The sequence below is a fragment of the Aestuarium zhoushanense genome (assembly GCF_056431045.1).
The window spans coordinates 1-21,242 of sequence record NZ_JBWKMA010000008.1; the positions used below are offsets into that span (position 1 = coordinate 1).

The window sequence follows — 21,242 nt, forward strand, 5'->3', positions numbered from 1 at the left end:
TCTAAGTGGCCAGATAGTCGCCGCGAGGCGGCGCGACGGACGATTGTCCGAACCAAGCGTCGAGACACAAGTCTAAGCGCAGCTCAAAACGCGTTCTCAGGCCGACTTTTTCAACAAAATCCGCCCTTTATTCTACAGCTTCATTCGCTCAGGCTGCCTGCTGATTTGGCGATAAGAAGGCATTCGTTTTGCATCTGCACTGTTGGGTAAATGTAAAATTGGATGTTCGTGTGCCGCTTGACGGAAGGTGAGAGAGATTACAATTGATCCCAAAACTGCCGAGCGACGGGGCTCATTTGTCGATCGGGGGCGTGTATTTTGATCAGGTGCCGCTTCGCTTGATCATTGGCGGGGCAAAGGAACATTAAATCTGGCTCTGTGATCATCGCACTTTTGGGGAGGATCGTCGCACCAATCCTATTCCTTACAAACGCCAAGAGAGCCGTCGTGTTCTTGGCTTCTAGGTTGCACTCGAGAAGTATTGCCTGAACTTCTGGTGCTTTTACGATCGAGCAAAGTGGGTTTGAAATGAAGGGTTCAAGCGATAGAATGTCCCAGGTCTGCCGGCCTTTTGCCCATGCTGCTGAGATGGCCGACTCTTTGTGGCAAACGATTCCTAATTCGTCCGTGAGGATTATTTCGCCGTCGTGACCTGTGTCTGTTTCTGACGAGATGATCCCAATGTCAGCTTCATCTAATTGAACTCGCCTCACGACCGAAGCGGTATCGACGTCACTGATTTCCAGTCTCACATCCGGTCTGTGTTTTCTAAACGAAGTCACTACGTTCGGTAAGAGCGTTACAGTGGCTGATGGCACCGCTGCGATCCGGATCAACCCTGCGGTTGACATTGCATGACGACGAATAGCTTCGGTGCTGCGCACGAACGCCTCGTTCGCTCTTCGGCTTTCCGCTAGGACCAGTGCGCCAAGTGGGGTGAGTTTGTTTTTTCGATCGGTTTCAAAGAGACGGTCGCCAATGTCGTCTTCGAGCTGCGACAGCATCATTGAAATCGCAGAGGGCGTTCGCCCCAGCTTTGCTGCGGCCAAAGAAAGTGACCCTTGTTCGGCGACAGTTTGAAAAACGCGCAGCATCTCTAATTTCAGTGCCATTCAGTTTTCCTGAAAAAATGTTCAAAACTTCAAGATTGATTGAAGTTAATCGTGCTGCCAATACCAACGCAAGTGGAAATAGAGGGGTTCTTTCTGGATGAATACGCAGCTTTACATCAATGGTCAGTGGCAATCTGGCAAAACCGAGATTGAAAACCGCAACCCCTCTGATCTTTCCGACCTTATCGGTCACTATGCGCAAGCAAGTGGGGAGCAGCTGCAATCTGCGTTGGACGCAGCCCGTGCTGCGCAACCTATTTGGTGGGCTGCCGGTATTCAAAAACGCCATGATGTACTGATGGCAATCGGCACAGAACTGATGGCGCGCTCTGCAGAGATCGGCGAGATGGTTGCCCGCGAAGAAGGTAAGCCGCTCGCCGAGGGCAAAGGAGAGGTTTATCGCGCGGGTCAGTTCTTTACCTATTACGCAGCGGAAGTTCTTCGCAATCAGGGCGATCTGGCGGAAAGCGTTCGCCTTGGTATCGAAATTGACGTGCGCCGCGAACCGGTTGGGGTTGTCGCTATCGTTAGCCCTTGGAACTTCCCTGTCGCGACACCAGCTTGGAAAATTGCGCCAGCACTTGCTTTTGGCAATGCTGTGGTATGGAAACCCGCGAACGTGACCCCGGCGAGCGCGATCCTGCTGACAGAAATCATCGCAAAGCAAGACATCCCCGCAGGCCTGTTCAACCTTGTTATGGGGTCTGGACGCGAAGTCGGTCAGGCGCTTGTGGAAAGCCCAAAAGTTGATGCGATCAGCTTTACTGGGTCTGTTCCTGTTGGTCGTGGTATCGCTGCGGCGGCTGTCGTGAATATGACTAAGGTCCAGATGGAAATGGGGTCGAAAAACCCAATGATCATCATGGATGACTGCGATCTTGATTTGGCAGTTGCGCTTGCCGCTGGTGCTGCATTCGGCGGAACTGGCCAAAAGTGCACTGCTGCAAGCCGACTGATCGTACACGAAAAAATTCATGATGCTTTCGTTGAGAAACTCGTCGCTGCCGCACAGGCTTACAAAGTGGGTCATGCATTGGCAGAAGGGACCCAGATCGGTCCGGTCGTTAGCGAAGGTCAGCTTAAGCAGAACCTCGATTATATCGCGCTGGGTCAGACCGAGGGTGCAGAGCTTCTGTGTGGTGGACAAAGATTGGAGCGCGACACCGAAGGCTTCTTTATGGCGCCTGCTGTATTTGCAGGAACGCGCAACGATATGCGGATTAACCGTGAAGAAATGTTCGCGCCAATCACCTGTGTTATCAAAGCTGGCGGATATTCCGAGGCTCTCGATATTGCCAATGACAGCGAATTTGGTCTGACAGCGGGGATTATGACCACGAGCCTCGCTCGCGCCAATCACTTCCGGGCCAACATGCGTGCAGGATGCGTCATGGTGAACCTGCCTACGGCTGGAACCGACTATCACGTCCCGTTTGGCGGTCGTGGCGCATCAAGCTTTGGCTCGCGCGAGCAGGGCCGCTATGCTGCAGAGTTTTATACCACCGTTAAGACCGCCTACGTCGCATCGGGGGAGCCTGCATGAAACGCGCGCCTCTGATCGATGGCCTTCAGTATGCCAACTGGTCCGAGAAGATCTTTCGGCAGTTGCGCGAAGGCAATGTAGACGCTGTCCATGTAACCATCACTTATCACGAAACCTTTCGTGAGACCGTTCTGCAAATTGAAAAGTGGAACCGGTGGTTCGAACTTTATCCAGACCTTATCTTTCAGGGCCGCACAGCCGCAGACATCGAGAAGGCCCAAAAAGAAGGTCGTACAGCGATCTTCTTTGGTTCGCAGAACCCGTCCTGCATGGAAGACGACATTGGTTTGATCGAAATCCTGCACACGCTCGGAATGCGGTTTATGCAGTTGACCTATAACAACCAGTCGCTACTCGCGACAGGGTGCTACGAGGCCGAAGACATGGGTCTCACTCGCATGGGTCGCGAAGTGGTCGCTGAGATGAACCGCGTCGGCATGGTCGTAGATATGAGCCACTCCGGTGAGCGTTCCACGCTTCATGCCATTGAATATTCGTCCCGACCGATCGCGATCACTCACGCTAACCCGCACGATTGGCATCCTGCGCTGCGCAATAAATCAGACATTGTCCTGAAGGCTCTGGGTGAAACGGGAGGGATGCTCGGTTTTTCTGTCTATCCACATCATTTGCGCGACGGATCGAAATGCACGCTGCAGAGCTTCTGCGACATGATTGTTCGGACCGCTGATGTGATTGGGCACGGGAATATCGGGATCGGAACGGACCTTTGTCAGGACCAGCCCGATAGTATCGTTGAATGGATGCGCGTTGGGCGTTGGACAAAGTCAATCGACTACGGCGAAGGCAGTGCAGCCAATCCAGGTTTCCCGCCTATGCCGGAATGGTTCAACGACAATCGTGATTTTGGGATGATTGAATCCGGTTTGCGTGCCGCTGGCATGGATCAAGCGGGCGTTGACGGTGTCATGGGGGGCAACTGGGACCGGTTTTTTGCAAAGAGTTTCGGACCCGCCGCGGGTGGATCGGAAAGCGTCGCACGGGCCGCGGAATAGGCTCACATCAAAAATAGAAACTGTCGTTCAGGGGAGGAACCTTTAGATGAGCGATACGACACAAACTGGTGCCAAAGGCACTGGCCTAGGCAAGGTGGATAAACCCCTTTTTGCCATTACAGGCGGATTTATCCTTCTTTTCTGTGCTTGGGCACTTTTTGACCTCGATGGCCTGTCGGCCATGGTCGATGCCGGCTTTAACTGGTCTGCGAAGTACTTTGGTCTGTATTGGCAGGTGTTGCTGCTAGCGACGTTCCTGATCGGCTTGGTCCTTTGTGTCCTCCCAGGTGGGCGCGCTGTCCTTGGCAATCTGGATAAGCCAGAATTCACGAGCTTCCAATGGGGTTCGATGATCATGTGTACGCTGCTTGCGGGTGGCGGTGTGTTCTGGGCAGCGGGTGAACCCATTGCGCACTATCTTTGGACGCCGCCACTCTTTGGCGACCTGAGTGCCGACGAAACCGCATGGACCAATGCTGCTTTGGCGCAGGCCTACTTGCATTGGGGTTTCCTTGCATGGGCGATCCTTGGTGCTCTCACGACTGTTATGATGATGCACTATCACTATGACAAAGGTCTGCCGCTTGCACCGCGCACGCTGCTGTATCCAGTGTTCAAGGACAAAGCGATCAATGGTCCCATCGGTCTCATCGCGGATGCGTCATGCATTATCGCTGTTGTCGCTGGTACCGTTGGTCCGATCGGCTTCCTCGGCCTGCAGATGTCTTACGGCCTGAATGCTCTGTTCGGCATCCCTGACACATTGGCAACACAAGCCATCATGATACTCGGGTTGGCCGGTATCTATACAGTTTCCGCAATCTCGGGACTGAACAAAGGCATCCAGCTTCTGTCAAAGTTTAACGTTATTCTGGCGTTCGCACTGATGGCGTTCATGCTGGTCTTTGGCCCGACATCTTCGATCCTTACGGGTTTTGCTGGTGGCATGGGCACCTATCTCACGAACTTCTTCGACATGGCTATGTTCCGCGGTGACGCTGGTCTCTTTGGTGAACCGGGTTGGTTGGGCTGGTGGACCGTGTTCTTCTGGGGCTGGTTCCTAGGCTACGGACCATTGATGGCGATCTTTATTGCAAAGATTAGCCGTGGCCGTTCGATCCGTTCGATCATCATTCTTCTCGCAATCATCGCGCCGATCATCACGAACTTCTGGTTCACGATTATTGGTGGCAGCGGTATTGCGCTGGAACAGGCAAACCCCGGAGTAATCTCTGGTCCGTTCGAAGGCTTTAACCTGCCTGCCGGTCTGCTCGCGATCACTCAGGCGATGCCTATGGGCTTTATCCTGTCGCTGTTGTTCCTCGTTCTCACGATGATTTTCGTGGCTACGACGTCGGACTCCATGAGCTTTGTGATCGCTGCTTCGATGTCGGACGAGAACCCGTCGGCTGCACTCCGCGCGTTTTGGGGGATCGCCATGGCTGTGATGGCCCTGATCTTGATCGGAACAGGCGGTGGCGGCGTTGGTAAACTCCAGAGCTTCATCGTTGTGACAGCGGTTCCTGTATCGTTGGTATTGCTGCCATCACTGTGGGACGCGCTACGTATCACATTGGCCCTCGGCCGCAAATAACTCCCCCATCGGGGGCGGTAGCCCTATACTATCTCTACCGCCCCCGATCCCTTTTTTCGAATAGGATCAAATGATGGTACACGCGACTGAACATTCTCCGAGGACGCCGGCAGAGTTCTACCGGAGCCCAGATCAGGTCATGCGTTTGTCACGTATGGGAAGCGCGCACCCGATGCGACTGTCGTTCCTGCGCGTCCTCATGCGCCGCGTCGAAGCCGAAGGTTGGGTGTTCGATCGGCACGTTTGGGACGTGGACGCCAAGGGTGTTGGTCGCGCTGTTTACTGTGCCCGTGGTCCTGTTCGCACCTATTCACTCGTCGCGTTTTCCCATGATTTGCCTCCTGAAATGCGGTCTGATCGTGTCATTGCGACTGCATGGGACGCGACCTTTGCGCTCTTTGACGGTGTGCCAACTTCGGAAGATCTGGATCGTTTGCAATCAAATGTGCCCTATCAAGAGGCAGGTCGGATCACCGACCGCGAACTTTCATTGAGCCGCGCAAACCGATCTGTTCGTCTTTTTGAATATGTCGTCGATGCGCTAGCGCAAGGGGTTCAGCCTGACGCAGAAGAGATCGATGCTGTCGGATACTTGATGCGGACAACTGCGGTATATGGTTCCGGTAAGTTCGGTGCAGCGGACAGGGCCTCAATTGCGGGGCGACCTGAGCTTTCAGCGCCCTTTCAAGCAGAGATGCTATCGGTATGGCTCATACGCTGGTTTACGGTTGATATCGTCAATCACCTCGCACGATCTAAAGGCGGTGAACGTGCGGTAGCTCTCGATATGGACCTTTGCCGTCGTTTAGGCGTTGGCAATTCGACAGGGCTCGGTATGGCACCGTTTTTGGTGCGCCACCCGATCCTTATCAACAATTGGATGTTTGCGCGCGAAGAGGCGCTTGCGCGGGTCAGATCCTTGGCATCTGTGACTGAGAAGACCAAGTCAGATATTCATAGGGCGCTCGATGCCGCGATTGAAAATGCCCGAACTTGGAAGTCCTCGCATCCGATCCAAATCACGAAATTAGAAGATCTTCGACGTGACTTGGCTCTTATCAAAACGCACCTTGAGATATGGCCTAACGGTGACCTGCCTTGGAACGACCTTTGGCTGTGGGCTGAACACACCCTGAGCGAGGAAGGACAAGAGGCGCTGGTCTCGATCATGCTGGAGCCACATGGCGATCTTATCGATGGCCTTGCCGATTGTATGAGCGCTGATGAACGCGCACAGTTTCGGATCGATGGTGCAGTATCCGTCCAGTCGCAGTTGGAGATATTGAAAAAGCACTATGCATGGGCGCTGGAAATCGATTTCGATCAAGAAGACCAAGCCGCGCAGTTCTGGTACGTCTCGGAAGAAAAACTTGAGCCTCGACTGGGCGAACGATTTGCGGAAGAGGGGGCTGACCTTGAACAGCCACTTTGCGTCGCACGTTTAGCTAAATCTCTCTATAGCGCCTTAGAGGCATGGTCGCCTTCCGCGCCTGTCGCTGAGTTTTTGTTGGCGCATCCTGAGCATCGTCTGATGGTGCGCCGCGCTCAACAGGCCCCCAAGCATCCTTATGCTGAAGTGCGCGACAATCTTATTGCCCGCGACATGCTCCCGATTGACCTGATGCGGTGTAAACTGGCGTTTTTCGGTGCCACTCACTTTGACCCGCGATCTGATAAATGGGTTCGCATCAGCCTGTTCAGTGGCGCGCCATATCCATTCGAAGTAAATGCGGGGGGAGCAGCATGAACATGTCTGAAGCTGCTGAATTCATGTCGGCAACGGCCCATGCTCCGGTCGGTGTCCGGTTGAGCCGCACAGAGACAGAGACGCTTTGCTACAAAGCAACACGCGGCGCTGGATATAGTTGGGGTATAGCCGAGGAAGCTGCGAATGCCGTTGGCTGGCTGTGTGCGAATGGTATCGACGGGACAGCAGTCCTATTGGCCGCGATCGTTGCCCCAACAGTCAATGCGCCAGACACGTCCAACGATTTTTGGGTCAGCTCAGACGGAAAACCTCTTTGCCCGCTGATGACTGGTGCCGCACTGTCAGATTTCGCGACCTCTATTTTCGCTGCAAACGATGATCATCTTCAGGTTGGTCCAGTTCGGCAGCCGGTTCTGCTCCTCCCGTTTATGGCTCAATGTGCAGCAACGATGGGCGGTTCTATTGCTATCGAATGGGATGGGAGGAAACTGGTGGTGGGCAATGGTATCAAAACCGATGCTGAGACATTATCTGCTTTCTTATCTGCATCCGTTGCGACGATCAGCCTGAGCCTGTCCGGCGACCTATTTGACCCCGACAGCACGATGACTTCGTTTGCTCTGGCATCCCCACATACGATAGCCGCGCTCGATGCTTTGGCAATGCGCACAACCGTTCCAGCCACTGAACAGTCTCGTAACAGCGGTGCTGGTGCAGGAACCTCTGATAACGATTAAAGGAAGATCAATGACACTCTCGCGTCTTAATCCCGGCCCTCGAATGAGCGAAGCTGTCACCATTGGTGATGTTGTCTTCTTGGCTGGCCAGATTCCGACCACGCTGACCGGCGATATCACAGTGCAGACCCGTGAAGTTTTGGCCGAGATGGATGCCGTCATGGCAGAGCTTGGCGGATCTAAAGCAGATATTGCCTCTGTTCAGGTCTGGCTGACTGATATGGCTGACTTCCAGGGAATGAACGCCGTCTGGGATGAATGGGTTGATAAGGAAAATCCACCAGCGCGCGCGACCTGTGGCGTAGCCCTTGCTCGACCCGGAATGCGGGTAGAGATGGTTGCTGTAGCGCGCAATCCAAAGGCTTAAAGAAAATGAACGCCGTCTGCTTTCAATGTGGGCGGCTTTTCCTTTTGTGCACTGTAAGACCCACCAGTCTCAGCGCGGAGTCAGGTTCGGAATGCGGAACTGGAAGCGCAACCATGTATGGCGCACAACCGCTCAAACAAATGCCGCCTTCCACGCTTCGATGATCTAAAGTAGCGCGCACGTTGAACGGTATTGCTTAACGGCCGCTCAAGTTTTTTTGCGAGCCACTATTGGTGCAGCGAATGACTGGTTTCCCGCCCAATTTCTACCTTCGATCAATCTAATAGCATTTTTTGTTCACATTCCGAATTTGCGAAATAATAATTTGAACAAAATTCAAATTATGAACAATTCTCTGGATTGTGTTACATCTGATGATTAACCGAAGAGGCAGGAGGACTGCCTCATGGATAAAACTTTAGATTCCCTTTCTGCTGCTGTGTCGCGCATCCACGATGGTGCGACAGTGATGATCGGTGGCTTCGGCGGCTCAGGTGCGCCGATTGAACTGATCCACGCACTCATTGATCACGGCGCAAAAGACCTGACGGTCGTGAACAACAATGCAGGCAATGGTCATGTTGGCCTTGCGGCCTTGATCGAACAGAAACGCGTTCGCAAATTGATCTGTTCGTTCCCGCGTTCTGCCGATCCGCGCGTGTTTACAGAGCAATATCTCGCTGGTGAGATTGAGCTGGAGTTGGTGCCACAGGGCACGCTTGCTGAACGTATTCGAGCGGGTGGTGCTGGCATTCCTGCGTTCTACACACCCACCAGCTTTGGGACCGACCTCGCCAAGGGTAAGCCGATCGGAGAATTTGAAGGGCGGTCTTATGTGCAAGAACGCTGGCTCAAGGCCGATTTTGCTCTGATCAAAGCAGAGGCTGCGGATGCTCATGGCAACCTCACCTACCGCATGGCAGCGCGGAACTTTAATCCGCTGATGGCAACCGCGGCGAAGGTGACGATCGCTCAGGCCTCGCGGATTGTCCCGCTTGGGGAAATTGATCCCGAACAAGTCGTCACTCCCGGAATTTTCGTGAACCACGTGGTTCATGTTCCGAACCCCGCGCAAGAAGAAATCCTCAATCGGGCGGAGGCTGTTTACCCATGACCGATATTCAGACTGTAAAGCTCTCGAACTCGCAAATCGCGTGGAGAGCAGCCCAAGACATCGAAGACGGCGCCTATGTGAACCTCGGGATCGGGTTTCCAGAGATGGTGGCAAAGTTCCAGCCAGAGGGTCGTCAGGCCATCTTCCATACTGAAAATGGTGTTCTCGACTTTGGTGAAGCGCCGATCGCGGGCGAGGAAGATTGGGACTGCATCAATGCAGGCAAAAAGGCGATCACGATCAAGCCGGGAACCGCGTTCTTCCATCATGCGGATAGCTTTGCGATGGTGCGTGGCGGGCATTTGGATGTTGCTATCCTTGGCGCCTATGAGGTCGCACAGAACGGTGATCTGGCCAACTGGTCGACCGGCGCTGGCGGAGTTCCTGCTGTGGGCGGCGCGATGGACTTGGTTCACGGTGCGAAGCGCGTCGCCGTCCTGACGGATCACGTCACCAAGAAAGGCGCGCCAAAGCTGCTTGAGGCCTGCACGCTCCCTCTAACGGGTGTTGGCTGCGTGACACGTATCTACACATCGCTTGCGGTTATCGACATTGAGAACGGTCACTTCGTGCTTCGCGAAAAGGTCGCAGGGCTGTCGTTTGACGAACTGCAAGCGGTCACTGGCGCCACATTGCACACTGACGGCCCCGTGGCCGATCTGATCGTCCCTGAGATCTGAGGAATAGAGATATGACCGAAGCATTTATCTGCGATTACATCCGCACACCAATCGGACGGTTTGGTGGTTCGCTGTCATCGGTGCGTGCGGACGACCTTGGCGCTGTTCCGTTGAAGGCACTCATGGCGCGAAACGAGAAGGTTGATTGGGCGGCTATCGATGAAGTGATCTTTGGCTGCGCCAATCAGGCGGGCGAAGACAACAGAAACGTCGCCCGAATGTCGGCTCTTTTGGCTGGCCTACCTGTCGAAGTCCCAGGGACCACGATGAACCGTTTGTGCGGATCGGGCATGGATGCTGTCATCACAGCTGCCCGCGCCATTATGTCGGGTGAGGCTGAGATCATTATTGCGGGTGGCGTTGAATCCATGTCGCGTGCGCCCTTTGTCATGCCCAAGGCTACCACTGCGTTCAGCCGCGACAATGCTGTCTATGACACGACGATCGGCTGGCGTTTCGTGAACCCACTGATGAAGCAGCAATATGGCGTAGATTCCATGCCAGAGACCGCCGAAAACGTGGCAGAAGATTTTGGGATCAATCGCGCGGATCAGGATGCCTTTGCGCTTCGGTCCCAAGACAAAGCTGCCACGGCGCAGGCCAATGGTCGCCTCGCCGAAGAGATCACGCCTGTGGTCATTCCGCAGCGCAAGGGTGATCCCAAAGTGATCGATACTGACGAACATCCTCGCGCAACCACGCTTGAGGCACTGAGCGGGTTGAAGACGTTCGTAAAGGCCGACGGCACCGTAACGGCAGGCAACGCCTCTGGCGTAAATGACGGGGCGGCGGCGATGATTATCGCGTCAGCTGAGGCGGCTGCGAAATACGGTCTGACGCCGATTGCCCGTATAGTGGGCGGTGCGACTGCTGGCGTTGCTCCTCGCATTATGGGCTTTGGTCCTGCGCCTGCCGCGAAAAAGCTGATGGCGCGTCTCAAACTCGCGCAATCCGACTTTGACGTGATCGAACTGAACGAGGCATTCGCGTCTCAAGGTCTTGCGACGCTCCGTGATCTGGGGATCGCGGATGACGATGCGCGGGTCAACCCGAACGGCGGGGCGATTGCACTTGGTCACCCACTTGGGATGTCCGGCGCGCGGATCACGGGGACTGCAGCGCTTGAGTTGCAGAAAACGGGCGGTAAACGGTCTCTCTCAATGATGTGTATCGGTGTGGGGCAAGGCATCGCCATCGCGCTGGAGCGCGTATGATAGACAAAGGGCCGCCTCGAGCGGCCTTTTTGCTGGGCAGATGCGGGATTTACAAATGTTCGCCTTTTGAACAAAGGTTGCATTATGAAAGCAAAGAACACTGACATTGTTGGATCATTCATTAAGGGCCTTACGGTCCTCGAATGTTTTGGGGCGGATCGCGCCCGCCTGACGATAACGGACGTTGCAGAGCAAACGGGGTTTGATCGCGCAACCGCAAGACGCTGCCTTCTAACGTTAGAGCACGAAGGCTATGCGCACTACGACGGGAAGTTTTTTACCCTGACACCGCGGGTTTTGCGTTTGGGTATGGCAGCTTTGGCGTCATTACCCATGGTGCAAATTGTTCAGCCATGGCTCGATCAACTGTCTGACAACATCGGGAAAAGCTGTTCGGTTGCGATCCTCGACGGAACCGAGATTGTCTACATCGCACGCGCGGCACAACGACGTGTGATGTCGATCAACCTCTTACCGGGATCGCGCCTTCCTGCACATTGCACGTCCTTGGGTAGGGTTTTGCTGGCTGGGCTTCCAGAAGCCGAGTGCCTCGACATTTTGCGTGCTTCCGACCTATCCCCGCGCACGCCCTTCAGCCTGACCGAACCCAATGAGATCATGGATGCGATCCATTCTGCGCGTGAAACGGGCTATGCCGTGATCGACCAAGAAGTCGAAACGGGACTACGATCGCTCGCAGTCCCGTTGTCGAATAGCCGAGGCCAGGTCGTTGCTGCACTCAACATCGGCATGGCCATCTCTCAAGACCCTCCAGAAACCATGGTGGACCTTTATCTGCCGTCACTACGCAAGGTCCAAAGTGGGCTCCAGAGGATGCTGTAGGATTATCCCATCGTTGCACCGAGCCATAAGGTAATTGCGGGGAAGGCGACCAAGAGCGCAAGCCGGACAATGTCGACTGCGATGAATGGCACAAGACCTTTAAAGATCGTCAATACTGGCGTGTCTGGCAGCACCGCTTTGAGAACGAACACGTTCATTCCAACTGGAGGTGTGATCAGAGCGATCTCAGTGACAACGATTACGATGATACCAAACCACACCAGATCAAAGCCTTGGGATACGACGATCGGCGCGAAGAGCGGGACGAAAATCAGGATGATTGCCATCGAGTCCATGACGCATCCTAGGACAAGGAATACTGCCATGATTGTTGAAAGAGCCAGCCCGCCTCTCACATGACCGACAAAGGCAAATGCAGCGCGAAACAGATCATTCGCAATGCCCGTTTTGGAAATAACGTTGCCCATCAGAATGAACATCGGAACCACTGCGAGATCGTAGGACAGGACTGCATCTGAAATGGTAAGTGGCACCAATTGAAACGCGATATTCCAATTGATAGCGAAACCGATGCCAAGGACGGAGACGGCCATAAGGGCGAACGCAAGGGGCACGCGCAAAAATGCCAGTGCAATAGCCGTAGTCGTTGCGTTTGTACCGATGATCTGTCCCACAAGGGCTGACGTCAGACATCTTGCGCAATCTCGGACAGGTCAAACGCGGGGATCGCGTGTTGATCTTGGGCGGGGCAGGGAGCCTCGGTAGCGCGGCTGTGCAGATCGCTGCGCATATGGGGGCTCAGGTGACGGCCACTTGTAGCGGTCGAAACGCGAGTAATGTTGAGAGGCTCGGAGCGAACCGCGTGGTCGATTACACACAAGAGGACGCGCTAAAACAGGCCGCCGAGTATGATGTGATCTATGACACTTTGGGCGTCGCGTCATTTTCGGAGGCAAAACCAGCATTGGCTGAGGTAGGTCGTTACCTTTGTCCTGTCTTAAAGCTCGGGCGGCTGCCTGCGATCTTGTTATCAAATCTTGTGGGCAAAAAACGCGCGATATTTGCGGCGACGGGGTTGGAAAAGCCTGAGCGTTTGCGGGCTATGTTGTCAGAGGTTCTGCACGTGATGGAGCAAGGTCACCTGACCCCCGTGATTGATCGGGTCTATCCGCTCTCTGATCTGGTTGAGGCTCATTCTTACGTCGAGAGAGGTCATAAACGAGGCAATGTTGTCGTGGTGTGACGGGGTCATGGTGCAACGCACTCAACGCGCGTTCGAAATCTCGATCAAGTTCCCATCGGGGTCACGCATATAGATAGACGTGATTGGTCCATTTGCGCCCGTGCGAGGTACTGGGCCTTCGTTGATCGGGATACCGCAGAGCGCGAGGTGATCGATCCATTCCGCCAGAGGGGTGTCTGAGAGCAGACAGAGGTCCGCAGAGCCTGGGGTAGGGGAAGCCGCATATGGAGCGAACTCTGCACCCGCTTTGTGGAGGTTTATTTTCTGCGTGCCAAAGGTCAGGGCTTCGCGGACTTCGCCAGACGGGGTGGTGAACGCGGTTCGTGTCATGCCCAAACCCACGCAGTAAAAACGGCAGGTTTCTTCGATGTTTGCGACCGTGAGGACCAAATGGTCGAGGGTGCGGATGGTTGGTTTCATATCAGCGTGCCATAACAATGTCAGCGCGGAGCCCGCCGAGGGTAGGGCTGTCCGATAACCGCAAAACTCCACCATGCAGGCGCGCGATATCGGCAACGATGGCAAGGCCAAGGCCAACGCCTGTGCCTTTGTTTTGGTTCCTAGCGGGGTCAAGCCGCGTGAAAGGGCGCATGGCCTCTTCGCGTTTGTCGGCGGGAATACCGGGACCGTCATCCTCGACCGTGATGCGGAGTGTGCGGTCGGTGAGGGCGACCGACACTTGGGCTTGGGTGCCACCATACCGCAAGGCATTGCCGATCAGGTTGTCCAAGGCACGACGGACGGCCAGTGGCCGCAGAGGCACAGCAACATCGTTGAGCGTTGGATCGATCGGCCAGAGGGATACATTCTGCCCGCCACGTTGGGCATCATCAACGACCCGCGTGACCAAATCGACGACATCCACTTGCTCAGCTGCATCGCCTGCATCAGCACGCCCGTATTCGAGGAAGGCTTCGATCAGGCGTTCCATATCTTCTACATCGCGGACCATGGGTTCCGCTTCGGCGTCGTCGACCATGGACAGACCGAGCCGCAGCCGTGTCAGCGGCGTGCGAAGGTCATGGCTGATACCCGACAGCATCATCGTGCGCGACTGGGTCTGGCGTTCAATCCGTGCCCGCATGTCGAGAAAAGCGGTGCCCGCCGCGCGGACTTCATTCGCGCCACCGGGGGAATAGGGGACAATTCGCCCTTTACCGTATTCAGAGGATGCATGAGCCAACCGTTTGATCGGACGCAGTTGGTTGCGCAGGAAAGAGTAGGCGACAAAAGTAAGGAACGTCCCCATCACCATCATAATAACGATCAGTTGGTGAGGGTTCGACGCCGTCACCCGCCACCGCGGGAAACTGATCCCATTCACGCCCGAACGGTCAAACCAAACCATAACTTCGGTGTCATCTGACAGATCAACAGCGCGTAGGTCGTCAAAGTCGGTCCGAAGGGTCGCAATCATCGCACGACCAGAGAAATCCAAGAATCCATAGTCATCAGCTTCGGGCGGTGCCTCAGATGACAAAAGCGTAAACCCGAGCGCTTCAGAGAGCGCGGCCTGCTGCACAGATGGGCTATCAAGGATCAGGGTAATCTCACCACTGACTGATTGCGTCATCCGCCGCGTCACCCCATCGTAATGACGTTGGATAAACACAACAGAGACGAGGATTTGGAGCGATATGATCGGGAGCAGCAGGATCAGTGCAGCTCGGCCATATAGTCCGCGAGGGAGATAAGATTTGATCGACCCGATTGCCATGTGGCAAAGCTATCGTGACACGAGCGTAGAGGAAAGCAGCATATGATCCAGATTCAATCCGATATCATCTGTCTTCGCGCGCCTAATCCGTCTCCGCTGACCTTCTCAGGCACCAATACATATATAGTAGGCACCGACCGCGTAACGGTTATCGATCCAGGCCCATATATAGAGAGCCATCTCGACGCGATTTTGGCTTTGATCGATGGTCGCCCAGTGGATGCGATTATCGTGACCCATTCTCACTTGGATCATTCGCCTTTGGCCCGTCCGCTGTCAGATCGTTGCGGTGCACCTGTTGTTGCATTCGGTGGGCCGATGGCGGGGCGAAGCGAAGTGATGCAGACCCTAGTTGGCGCGATCGGAGGGGGGGAGGGGGCTGATACCGACTTTGCCCCTGATCGAACGGTCGTCGATGGTGAAGCTATTGGTGACTTCCGCGCTATTCACACGCCGGGTCACATGGGGAACCATATCTGTCTCTTATATAAGGATGTGCTTTTCTCGGGTGATCATGTGATGGGCTGGGCGACTTCGCTTGTCTCCCCGCCAGATGGCGACCTTACAGATTTCATGGCATCGTGTCGCAAGCTGCAGTCTATTCCTGCACGTCGCTATCTGCCTGGGCATGGTGACCCGATTGAGGATCCCATGGCACGGCTCGATTGGTTGATCGCACATCGGTTAGAGCGTGAAGCCCAAATCATGTCCGCTCTCATCGCGGGCGCAGATACCGCAGATCACATCACCGCAAAGGTCTATGCCGATATCGACGCGAGCCTGCATTTCGCGGCAAAGCGCAATGTAGTGGCCCACCTTATTGACTTAACACAACAAAAGCGGATCGAACCCGTTGGTGTATTGTCCGTCGATGCTGTGTTTCAGCCTCTGTGAAGATTGGTGGAAAAAACTTGTCCTTACCCTCTTGCAGCGTTTTGGCACCCTAGCTATACAGCGCCACATATTCCGGCGTAGCTCAGCGGTAGAGCAGTTGACTGTTAATCAATTGGCCGTAGGTTCGATCCCTACCGCCGGAGCCAAACACCCTTCTCGCAGCGGGGTCCCATTCGGGAAAGATGCGAACGGCATTCCGGCGTAGCTCAGCGGTAGAGCAGTTGACTGTTAATCAATTGGTCGTAGGTTCGATCCCTACCGCCGGAGCCAAAGAATTCAAGGACTTAGCGCTCGCCCGCTGAGTCCTTTTTCTTTTCAAGCACCGAATAAGCACCGTGCAGTGTTCCGAATGAGACTGTAGTGCGAACCTCTAGGAGGCCTTCGGGCTTTCGTCAGTCGAACGAAGCAAACCTGTCCTGGCCCGACATGGGATGAGGCCTACGGCACTTTTCAAGTTAGGGTCTGCCTTGGTCATGCGGTTTTGTTGGCTCTTGAACAACCTGAGCTCACGATGCAGCGCGGTGGCTGCCAACCGAGCCGCGCGCTTCGTCATACCTAACGCAGTGCCCATCCGCGCAAACGCCAACTGAAATACGGTTGCGGCTGGGTGAACGATTAACGGCAGGTAAAAGAAAACTAAGAGTGGCAGCTCAATCATGTAGAAATTCCAAAGCCAGCATCAAATCGGTAGTTGTGACTCCATGATCTTCGCGTTCCGAAATTTGCATCACAGTGCCAGCTGCCCGCAAAACGCTCGTTGCATCCCCAACACGCGGATCCATCGGAGAATAAATAGCCAGCCCACGCCCCTCTCGAAAGCTACACGCATCGCCAGAGCTTTGCTTCCACCAAAACTCACTTAGAGACGTTGGATCTGTGACTGGTTTGAAAACAACATAGCGGGCTGCTAGATCAGCGATCATCATCGCATGCCAGCCACCCCAGCTAGCCCCAACAATAACTGTTTCATCAGGCGGCCCAAGTTCCGCTTGTAGTGAAATCATGAACTCCCTGAATCTATTGCAATACTGCGTGCCGCCGTCATTTAAAAAGTCCGCGTGCGCATACGGCAGGTCTATCAGCACAATCTCATGACCTGCCTCCAACATGACTTCTGTAAATGTAGAGTAAGGTTCCCGCCTCCAAAAATCACGATTGTCGCGAAAACCATGTAAAAGGTATATTCGTCGCCCGGATGACCCGGGAATGACTTCATAGTTGAAAGCCATTGGCTGCGGTTCCGTCACCATAGCCGAAACCCAAGCCTTTCCGAAACGCCCAAGCCCAGAATAGAAAACGCCCCCAATAATAAAAAAAAGCGCCACCGCCCCCCAAAAAAATCTGACATTGAACTTCATGTAACGCACCTTCCATCACAAACATACGAAAAAAAACCGCATGTCTCTCATAGCCCTAACTGAGCCGCTGGTTCTGCTCAAAACTCTTGCAAAAAAACATAAACCAAAATGCAACTGCCGCATTAAGTGATTGAATAAACGGAAAAACACTCATACACACAACGACAACCCAGAACAGAACAGACCCCATTTTCCTTTCGCGGCGCAATAGGCCGAAGAGCCGCACAAGCATAAAAAAGTAGATTAAAAATCCAACCAATCCACAGTCCAATAAAAGCCTCAAGAAATCGCTCTCAGGAAAAATACCAATTGCGTTTGCGTAGCCAAGGCGATCAAACAGAATATTCCATAGAGGATAGCCAAGATAGGCCCTAAAGCTTTCTGTCCAATAGTAAACCCTAGCCAAATTGCCAGACGAATTTGGGTCAAATGCAGCTAGCAGAAAGGTGTCTTGCAGATACACAGATACCAGCGCAATACCCAAAACAGGCACAGCTCCAAGCAGAAAGATGCGCATAACCAAGCCACTTGCTGCAAACAACTGGTTAAGTACTAGCGTCGATGAAACCAAGATACCTAACCTGCCATAAGCCAGAATGCTTCCAACCAGCGCCAAGACAGGGATCCTGAGTCCAGGAAATATCAGAATCATAATGATATAAAATCCAACAGCGTTCAAAGGGCCTTGAAACATTCCCTTTGCTCGAAAAACATCCGCAGCACCCGAAAAGAACTCGGCGGTAAGCAAGCTTCCCTCTTCCGCCACGGTGACAAATAAAAATTCGCCAGAGAGATGTTCGTACCCTTGAATCAAAACACTCAAAATCATGTGAAATAGCAATAATTTCAGGAAGATTCCCGAAATCTCTTTGGCGATAAAAAACGCCACAATGGGCGCCAAGACATAGTTGCTAAAAACAAAACCAGACGACTGCGAAGAGTTGATCACGAGAAAAAGAATCAAACCAAAAAGGAACCAAAGCTGGTTATAACTGACCGAAAGCCTAGGACGCGCGACAAGAATAAGGAACCCCGCAGCAAGCGCAGCCAGAAAAACTGAGTTCGGAAAAAATTGCGCGACCGAATCCCGAAAGAAAATCGCAAAATAAAGTAAAAGCGCGGCAACAACATTAGCCATTTTCCTCAAATTTACAGTGCTCCGAGAACGAGTCCTGCGCATATCTGGCCCAGTTGAAATGGTCATCAATTCTCCTGAACGAAGCGGTTTAGAACCGATGTTACGGTTCGCATTAGGTGAGTAACGACATGGCTCGGGTCAGTCAATTCTTCGAGGGCGCTGCCAAAGGATAAACAGCGCCCCATGGTCGATCGAACCGGTGATGATCAGTTCTTGGTCCGCCTGCGCATCGGAACATCCACGCCCTTCTTGCGAAGGGTCGAGGCGACGGACGCCACCGAGCGGGCGGTGGTGCGGGCGTCTGGGTGCTCTTCCAGCACCTTGTCCACGATCTCAGGGTATCCGAGGTCCGTCTCGGTCAGCAGCCGCCTCACGGTCGCGCCCACGGTCGGCCGGAGTTGATCCTCGGTCTTCTCGGTGGCCTCGGGCGCGGCAGTCTCAGCGGCGTCGGCGCCGAGAACCTCAGTCTCGTCGTTCGTCTCTTGGGTGGTCTTGGCCATATCTGGTCCTCCAGTTCGGTTGGTTGCCAGTTCCACCATGTCGTGAGCGGGAGACCCCGCGAACGGGCCGCCCGCTCACGATACGCTTCGATGGACCAACTCCTCCTAGCTCAGGAACGGACCCAGGAAGACGTCGCCCGTCCCATCCGGTCGCAGCATCTGGGCTACCATCGCCCGCTTCTCGACCGGCAGGCGGTCCAGGGCGTGCGACACCAGGGCCACGAGGTCGAAGTCGTCCATTCGATCCGCGAGGCGCGCGGCGGCGACCAGCGTGGGATTGGTCTGAGCCCAGCTCCCGTCGCTCAGGTGATTGCCGCCCACGGCAGTGGCCAGGGCGCCGTCGCCTACCTCTTGGATGCGGTCCAGTTCGATAGTCAGGGCGGTCTTGTCGGTGAGGGTCATCTCTTTTCTCCTTGTCTGGCAGGCCCCGACCATCCGGCGCCCGCATGGAGAAAATCGCACCCTGTCAAGCCTCCGGGCCATCCTCATTACGCGGCGTGTGAGAAATGATGGTGTTGCCCGCATGACACACCGGGCACGCCAGAACGAAAGAGACCCGCCCCCGATCAATAGGGGCGGGTCCAGTCTCGACCGGCGGGCAAGGTCGTGCCGAAGGAGTACGGCGGCGCCGGTCACGAGATGATCGGTCGGGCTACTCGACGTAGCGGGAGGCGCTGAGACCGGCGCGCGTGGCGAGGGCCTCGCGTTCGGCCAGTTCCAGGGACATTTCGTAGGCCCGGCTCGCGGTCGGGTCGCCGGACGCGATGTACTGGGCCTTCGCTAGGTCGCAGCCGTGCTCCTGCATCAGCTCGCGGACGCGGTCCTCGTACAGGTCGTCCGCGCGCTTGCGCAGGTCGCCGAAGCGGGAGGTGGACTTCGCCACCGCGTCCTCCAGCATCTCCAGTGTCTTGATACGGTCGTCCATGCTCATTCCCCCCAGCCCTCGGGCTTCATCTCGGCCAGCCGCGCCTCCTTCGACGCGATCTCCTGGCGCAGGTCCATCGCCTGCCGTTCACGTTCGACGGCCTGCGCGATCATCGCGTCGATGATCTGGCGCTCCTTGGTCGCTTGGCCGTGGGTCCATTTGTCCTGCATGTTCCTATCTCCTTTTCATTCACCGATTGCCGGGATCAGCCGCTCGGCGCTCTCGCGGAGCGGACGGCGCCGGGTTCCCGTCGCGCGGGGCACCTGCATGTCCTCGCTGGCGCCTGGTGCCATCGACCACGCTGCCCACCGCATGGCGGGTCCGAGCGAGTAGGCCAGCCGTCCGGAGTCCGCGTTTCCCGAGAGGCGCAGCGAGCGGGACAGGTCCAGCGCCGCCAGGCGCATCCGGCCGTGGGCTGCGTCCAGGGCGTCCAGGGCGGCGTCGACGGCGGATGCGGCGGCAAGCAGCTCGTCCGCGTCCTGACGCGCCTTCGTCATCGCCTCGCGGCGGGTGCGGTCCCGTTCGGCCTGGACCTTGTTCGTCTCGCGCTCCCTGACGAGCGTCAGGGCCTCGCCCAGGTCGCCGTGCTCCTCCATCAGCTCGCGGCGCTTCGCCCGCAGCTTCCCGACCAGCGCCTGGTCGGCGTCGCCGTCCGCGATGCGCTCCGCGATCTCGCGGTCGAGGCGCGCGACCTCGGCCTCTATCGACGCGCCGCGGGCGTCCAGTGTTTCCTTCGTCTCGGTCATCAGGCTCTCCGTGTTCGTCTGTCCCGTCGCGCCCGCATGCGTGCGAGGCGACATGAGACGAGCATGACGCCGGGAGCGCTGCGTCGTATGCCAGCGCTTGCGCCCCGGAGGCATCGGAACGGTGCCCGGTGCGGTGTCTGTGGGTTGGGATGGACCTGAAGGGCTTTGTTTCCATGGACGGCGGACTGCCCGGACGCCGGATCGAGAGTCAGTGGGTCGGGCCTACGCGCGCGCGAGGTCGTCCAGGAGCTGCCTGTCCACGTCCTCGCCCGCCTCGAAGTAGTACGGGTCCTCGCGCAGCTTCGACCTGTACCAGCGCATCGTCGCGGCGGTCGGGGGCTTGAGCCCCGCCTCCTCGAACCGGATCATGGCCGCCCTTACCCAGCCGCGGGGGAGATTGATCGTCCCGGTTATGGCGTATGCCGCGAGGAGGAGCCCGATGGCGTTCCAGCGCTGCGCCCGGTCCGCCCTGAGCGGATAGTCTGCCGCCGCCTCGACGAACAAGGCGTCGGCCCTTTCCTGCCTACCGGACGCCTGGGGCACGCCCCGGCTCTGGACCCCGGCGAAGGCGTTGTCGGCGGGGAGCCTGCGCCATTCGTCCAGCAGGCCCATCCGCTCCATGTGGGTCCTGATCGTTCCGGGGTGGATGCCCAGCCGTTCGGCGGCCTCCCGCTTGGTCCCGGAGGCGCGGACGGTCTCCAGCACCTTTCCTTTCCAACTCCAGTTCACGCTGCACCTCCTGTTCGGTCAATGCCGACGAGGGTGCCGTGCGGGCGCGATCCAGGCCGCCGCTGTTTGCGTCAAAGGCGCTCCCTGGGGTCCGATCTGTTTT

24 protein-coding genes and 2 tRNA genes are annotated in these 21,242 nt (G+C 55.8%); 14 read left to right on the forward strand and 12 right to left on the reverse strand.

The features are described from left to right. Window positions 1–257 precede the first annotated feature (257 nt). Window positions 258–1,112, reverse strand: coding sequence for a LysR family transcriptional regulator (locus AC07ED_RS04345; protein WP_105235227.1), 855 nt, complete (start codon window positions 1,110–1,112; stop codon window positions 258–260). 97 nt (window positions 1,113–1,209) lie between these two features. Between AC07ED_RS04345 and AC07ED_RS04350 the strand changes: the two genes are divergently transcribed. From AC07ED_RS04350 to AC07ED_RS04395, 10 genes are all read left to right on the forward strand, one after another. Continuing rightward, window positions 1,210–2,655 carry an aldehyde dehydrogenase family protein gene (locus tag AC07ED_RS04350; protein WP_105235226.1) on the forward strand — a complete coding sequence of 482 codons (1,446 nt, stop codon included), beginning with the start codon at window positions 1,210–1,212 and terminating at the stop codon, window positions 2,653–2,655. Next, window positions 2,652–3,671, forward strand: a complete 1,020-nt coding sequence (locus AC07ED_RS04355) for a membrane dipeptidase (RefSeq protein ID WP_105235225.1) — start codon at window positions 2,652–2,654, stop codon at window positions 3,669–3,671. Before AC07ED_RS04350 ends, AC07ED_RS04355 begins: the two co-directional genes overlap by 4 nt. 46 nt (window positions 3,672–3,717) lie before the next feature. Next, window positions 3,718–5,265, forward strand: a complete 1,548-nt coding sequence (locus tag AC07ED_RS04360; RefSeq protein WP_105235224.1) for a BCCT family transporter — start codon at window positions 3,718–3,720, stop codon at window positions 5,263–5,265. Window positions 5,266–5,338: 73 nt separating this feature from the next. Next, a complete protein-coding gene (locus tag AC07ED_RS04365; RefSeq protein WP_105235223.1) occupies window positions 5,339–7,012 on the forward strand; it encodes a hypothetical protein in 1,674 nt (557 codons plus the stop codon). Next, a complete protein-coding gene (locus tag AC07ED_RS04370) occupies window positions 7,009–7,710 on the forward strand; it encodes a DUF3726 domain-containing protein (protein WP_158664522.1) in 702 nt (233 codons plus the stop codon). The genes AC07ED_RS04365 and AC07ED_RS04370 overlap by 4 nt, the downstream gene beginning before the upstream one ends. Window positions 7,711–7,720: 10 nt before the next feature. Continuing rightward, a complete protein-coding gene (locus AC07ED_RS04375; protein WP_105235221.1) occupies window positions 7,721–8,077 on the forward strand; it encodes a RidA family protein in 357 nt (118 codons plus the stop codon). Window positions 8,078–8,483: 406 nt separating this feature from the next. Further along, window positions 8,484–9,191 (forward strand): 3-oxoacid CoA-transferase subunit A, encoded by a 708-nt coding sequence (locus AC07ED_RS04380; protein ID WP_105235220.1) that lies wholly within the window; start codon window positions 8,484–8,486, stop codon window positions 9,189–9,191. Continuing rightward, window positions 9,188–9,871, forward strand: a complete 684-nt coding sequence (locus tag AC07ED_RS04385) for a 3-oxoacid CoA-transferase subunit B (RefSeq protein WP_105235219.1) — start codon at window positions 9,188–9,190, stop codon at window positions 9,869–9,871. The genes AC07ED_RS04380 and AC07ED_RS04385 overlap by 4 nt, the downstream gene beginning before the upstream one ends. Window positions 9,872–9,882: 11 nt before the next feature. Then, window positions 9,883–11,085 carry a 3-oxoadipyl-CoA thiolase gene (gene pcaF, locus AC07ED_RS04390; RefSeq protein WP_105235218.1) on the forward strand — a complete coding sequence of 401 codons (1,203 nt, stop codon included), beginning with the start codon at window positions 9,883–9,885 and terminating at the stop codon, window positions 11,083–11,085. 84 nt (window positions 11,086–11,169) lie between these two features. Beyond that, the gene (locus AC07ED_RS04395) at window positions 11,170–11,928 is read left to right on the forward strand and encodes an IclR family transcriptional regulator domain-containing protein (protein WP_105235217.1); all 759 of its coding nucleotides are present in this window, start codon (window positions 11,170–11,172) and stop codon (window positions 11,926–11,928) included. 2 nt (window positions 11,929–11,930) lie between these two features. On the opposite strand, the gene AC07ED_RS04400 is transcribed toward AC07ED_RS04395, so the two are convergent. Next, the gene (locus AC07ED_RS04400; RefSeq protein ID WP_478241873.1) at window positions 11,931–12,563 is read right to left on the reverse strand and encodes a TRAP transporter large permease subunit; all 633 of its coding nucleotides are present in this window, start codon (window positions 12,561–12,563) and stop codon (window positions 11,931–11,933) included. Between the two features lie 20 nt (window positions 12,564–12,583). On the opposite strand from AC07ED_RS04400, the gene AC07ED_RS04405 reads away from it, so the two are divergent. Beyond that, a complete protein-coding gene (locus AC07ED_RS04405) occupies window positions 12,584–13,132 on the forward strand; it encodes an NAD(P)-dependent alcohol dehydrogenase (RefSeq protein ID WP_158664521.1) in 549 nt (182 codons plus the stop codon). 21 nt (window positions 13,133–13,153) lie between these two features. On the opposite strand, the gene AC07ED_RS04410 is transcribed toward AC07ED_RS04405, so the two are convergent. Together AC07ED_RS04410 and AC07ED_RS04415 are read right to left on the reverse strand one after the other, a co-directional pair. Next, window positions 13,154–13,552, reverse strand: coding sequence for a VOC family protein (locus tag AC07ED_RS04410; protein WP_105235215.1), 399 nt, complete (start codon window positions 13,550–13,552; stop codon window positions 13,154–13,156). A gap of 1 nt (window position 13,553) precedes the next feature. Then, on the reverse strand, window positions 13,554–14,849 hold the full coding sequence (locus AC07ED_RS04415; RefSeq protein WP_105235214.1) for an ATP-binding protein: 1,296 nt from the start codon (window positions 14,847–14,849) through the stop codon (window positions 13,554–13,556). Between the two features lie 42 nt (window positions 14,850–14,891). Here AC07ED_RS04415 and AC07ED_RS04420 point away from each other — a divergent pair, with 42 nt between their 5' ends. From AC07ED_RS04420 to AC07ED_RS04430, 3 genes are all read left to right on the forward strand, one after another. Continuing rightward, the gene (locus tag AC07ED_RS04420; protein ID WP_105235213.1) at window positions 14,892–15,743 is read left to right on the forward strand and encodes an MBL fold metallo-hydrolase; all 852 of its coding nucleotides are present in this window, start codon (window positions 14,892–14,894) and stop codon (window positions 15,741–15,743) included. A 71-nt stretch (window positions 15,744–15,814) separates the two neighbouring features. Beyond that, window positions 15,815–15,889: transfer RNA gene (locus AC07ED_RS04425), tRNA-Asn, on the forward strand. 49 nt (window positions 15,890–15,938) lie between these two features. Continuing rightward, a tRNA-Asn gene (locus tag AC07ED_RS04430) sits at window positions 15,939–16,013 on the forward strand. A 380-nt stretch (window positions 16,014–16,393) separates the two neighbouring features. Here AC07ED_RS04430 and AC07ED_RS04435 read toward each other — a convergent pair. From AC07ED_RS04435 to AC07ED_RS04470, 8 genes are all read right to left on the reverse strand, one after another. Then, window positions 16,394–17,101 (reverse strand): alpha/beta fold hydrolase, encoded by a 708-nt coding sequence (locus AC07ED_RS04435; RefSeq protein ID WP_105235211.1) that lies wholly within the window; start codon window positions 17,099–17,101, stop codon window positions 16,394–16,396. 55 nt (window positions 17,102–17,156) lie between these two features. Next, entirely contained in the window at window positions 17,157–18,305 is a 1,149-nt protein-coding gene (locus AC07ED_RS04440; RefSeq protein WP_158664520.1) for a hypothetical protein, read from the reverse strand. A 140-nt stretch (window positions 18,306–18,445) separates the two neighbouring features. Continuing rightward, the gene (locus tag AC07ED_RS04445) at window positions 18,446–18,739 is read right to left on the reverse strand and encodes a hypothetical protein (protein WP_105235209.1); all 294 of its coding nucleotides are present in this window, start codon (window positions 18,737–18,739) and stop codon (window positions 18,446–18,448) included. Between the two features lie 105 nt (window positions 18,740–18,844). Next, on the reverse strand, window positions 18,845–19,141 hold the full coding sequence (locus tag AC07ED_RS04450; protein WP_105235208.1) for a hypothetical protein: 297 nt from the start codon (window positions 19,139–19,141) through the stop codon (window positions 18,845–18,847). Between the two features lie 250 nt (window positions 19,142–19,391). Then, a complete protein-coding gene (locus tag AC07ED_RS04455; RefSeq protein ID WP_158664519.1) occupies window positions 19,392–19,664 on the reverse strand; it encodes a hypothetical protein in 273 nt (90 codons plus the stop codon). Window positions 19,665–19,666: 2 nt separating this feature from the next. Then, window positions 19,667–19,834 (reverse strand): hypothetical protein, encoded by a 168-nt coding sequence (locus tag AC07ED_RS04460; protein WP_158664518.1) that lies wholly within the window; start codon window positions 19,832–19,834, stop codon window positions 19,667–19,669. A gap of 15 nt (window positions 19,835–19,849) precedes the next feature. Further along, entirely contained in the window at window positions 19,850–20,410 is a 561-nt protein-coding gene (locus AC07ED_RS04465) for a hypothetical protein (protein ID WP_158664517.1), read from the reverse strand. A 222-nt stretch (window positions 20,411–20,632) separates the two neighbouring features. Beyond that, window positions 20,633–21,139, reverse strand: coding sequence for a hypothetical protein (locus tag AC07ED_RS04470; RefSeq protein ID WP_105235205.1), 507 nt, complete (start codon window positions 21,137–21,139; stop codon window positions 20,633–20,635). Window positions 21,140–21,242: the final 103 nt, after the last annotated feature.

Coding starts and splice junctions, on each gene's coding strand:
- AC07ED_RS04370 (WP_158664522.1), top strand. CDS start 7,009: ATGAACATGTCTGAAGCTGCTGAATTCATGTCGGCAACGGCCCATGCT.
- AC07ED_RS04450 (WP_105235208.1), bottom strand. CDS start 19,141: ATGACCCTCACCGACAAGACCGCCCTGACTATCGAACTGGACCGCATC.
- AC07ED_RS04375 (WP_105235221.1), top strand. CDS start 7,721: ATGACACTCTCGCGTCTTAATCCCGGCCCTCGAATGAGCGAAGCTGTC.
- AC07ED_RS04355 (WP_105235225.1), top strand. CDS start 2,652: ATGAAACGCGCGCCTCTGATCGATGGCCTTCAGTATGCCAACTGGTCC.
- AC07ED_RS04440 (WP_158664520.1), bottom strand. CDS start 18,305: ATGACCATTTCAACTGGGCCAGATATGCGCAGGACTCGTTCTCGGAGC.
- AC07ED_RS04455 (WP_158664519.1), bottom strand. CDS start 19,664: ATGGACGACCGTATCAAGACACTGGAGATGCTGGAGGACGCGGTGGCG.
- AC07ED_RS04365 (WP_105235223.1), top strand. CDS start 5,339: ATGGTACACGCGACTGAACATTCTCCGAGGACGCCGGCAGAGTTCTAC.
- AC07ED_RS04415 (WP_105235214.1), bottom strand. CDS start 14,849: ATGGCAATCGGGTCGATCAAATCTTATCTCCCTCGCGGACTATATGGC.
- AC07ED_RS04395 (WP_105235217.1), top strand. CDS start 11,170: ATGAAAGCAAAGAACACTGACATTGTTGGATCATTCATTAAGGGCCTT.
- AC07ED_RS04380 (WP_105235220.1), top strand. CDS start 8,484: ATGGATAAAACTTTAGATTCCCTTTCTGCTGCTGTGTCGCGCATCCAC.
- AC07ED_RS04350 (WP_105235226.1), top strand. CDS start 1,210: ATGAATACGCAGCTTTACATCAATGGTCAGTGGCAATCTGGCAAAACC.
- AC07ED_RS04385 (WP_105235219.1), top strand. CDS start 9,188: ATGACCGATATTCAGACTGTAAAGCTCTCGAACTCGCAAATCGCGTGG.
- AC07ED_RS04420 (WP_105235213.1), top strand. CDS start 14,892: ATGATCCAGATTCAATCCGATATCATCTGTCTTCGCGCGCCTAATCCG.
- AC07ED_RS04465 (WP_158664517.1), bottom strand. CDS start 20,410: ATGACCGAGACGAAGGAAACACTGGACGCCCGCGGCGCGTCGATAGAG.
- AC07ED_RS04360 (WP_105235224.1), top strand. CDS start 3,718: ATGAGCGATACGACACAAACTGGTGCCAAAGGCACTGGCCTAGGCAAG.
- AC07ED_RS04410 (WP_105235215.1), bottom strand. CDS start 13,552: ATGAAACCAACCATCCGCACCCTCGACCATTTGGTCCTCACGGTCGCA.
- AC07ED_RS04445 (WP_105235209.1), bottom strand. CDS start 18,739: ATGGCCAAGACCACCCAAGAGACGAACGACGAGACTGAGGTTCTCGGC.
- AC07ED_RS04460 (WP_158664518.1), bottom strand. CDS start 19,834: ATGCAGGACAAATGGACCCACGGCCAAGCGACCAAGGAGCGCCAGATC.
- AC07ED_RS04345 (WP_105235227.1), bottom strand. CDS start 1,112: ATGGCACTGAAATTAGAGATGCTGCGCGTTTTTCAAACTGTCGCCGAA.
- pcaF (WP_105235218.1), top strand. CDS start 9,883: ATGACCGAAGCATTTATCTGCGATTACATCCGCACACCAATCGGACGG.
- AC07ED_RS04435 (WP_105235211.1), bottom strand. CDS start 17,101: ATGAAGTTCAATGTCAGATTTTTTTGGGGGGCGGTGGCGCTTTTTTTT.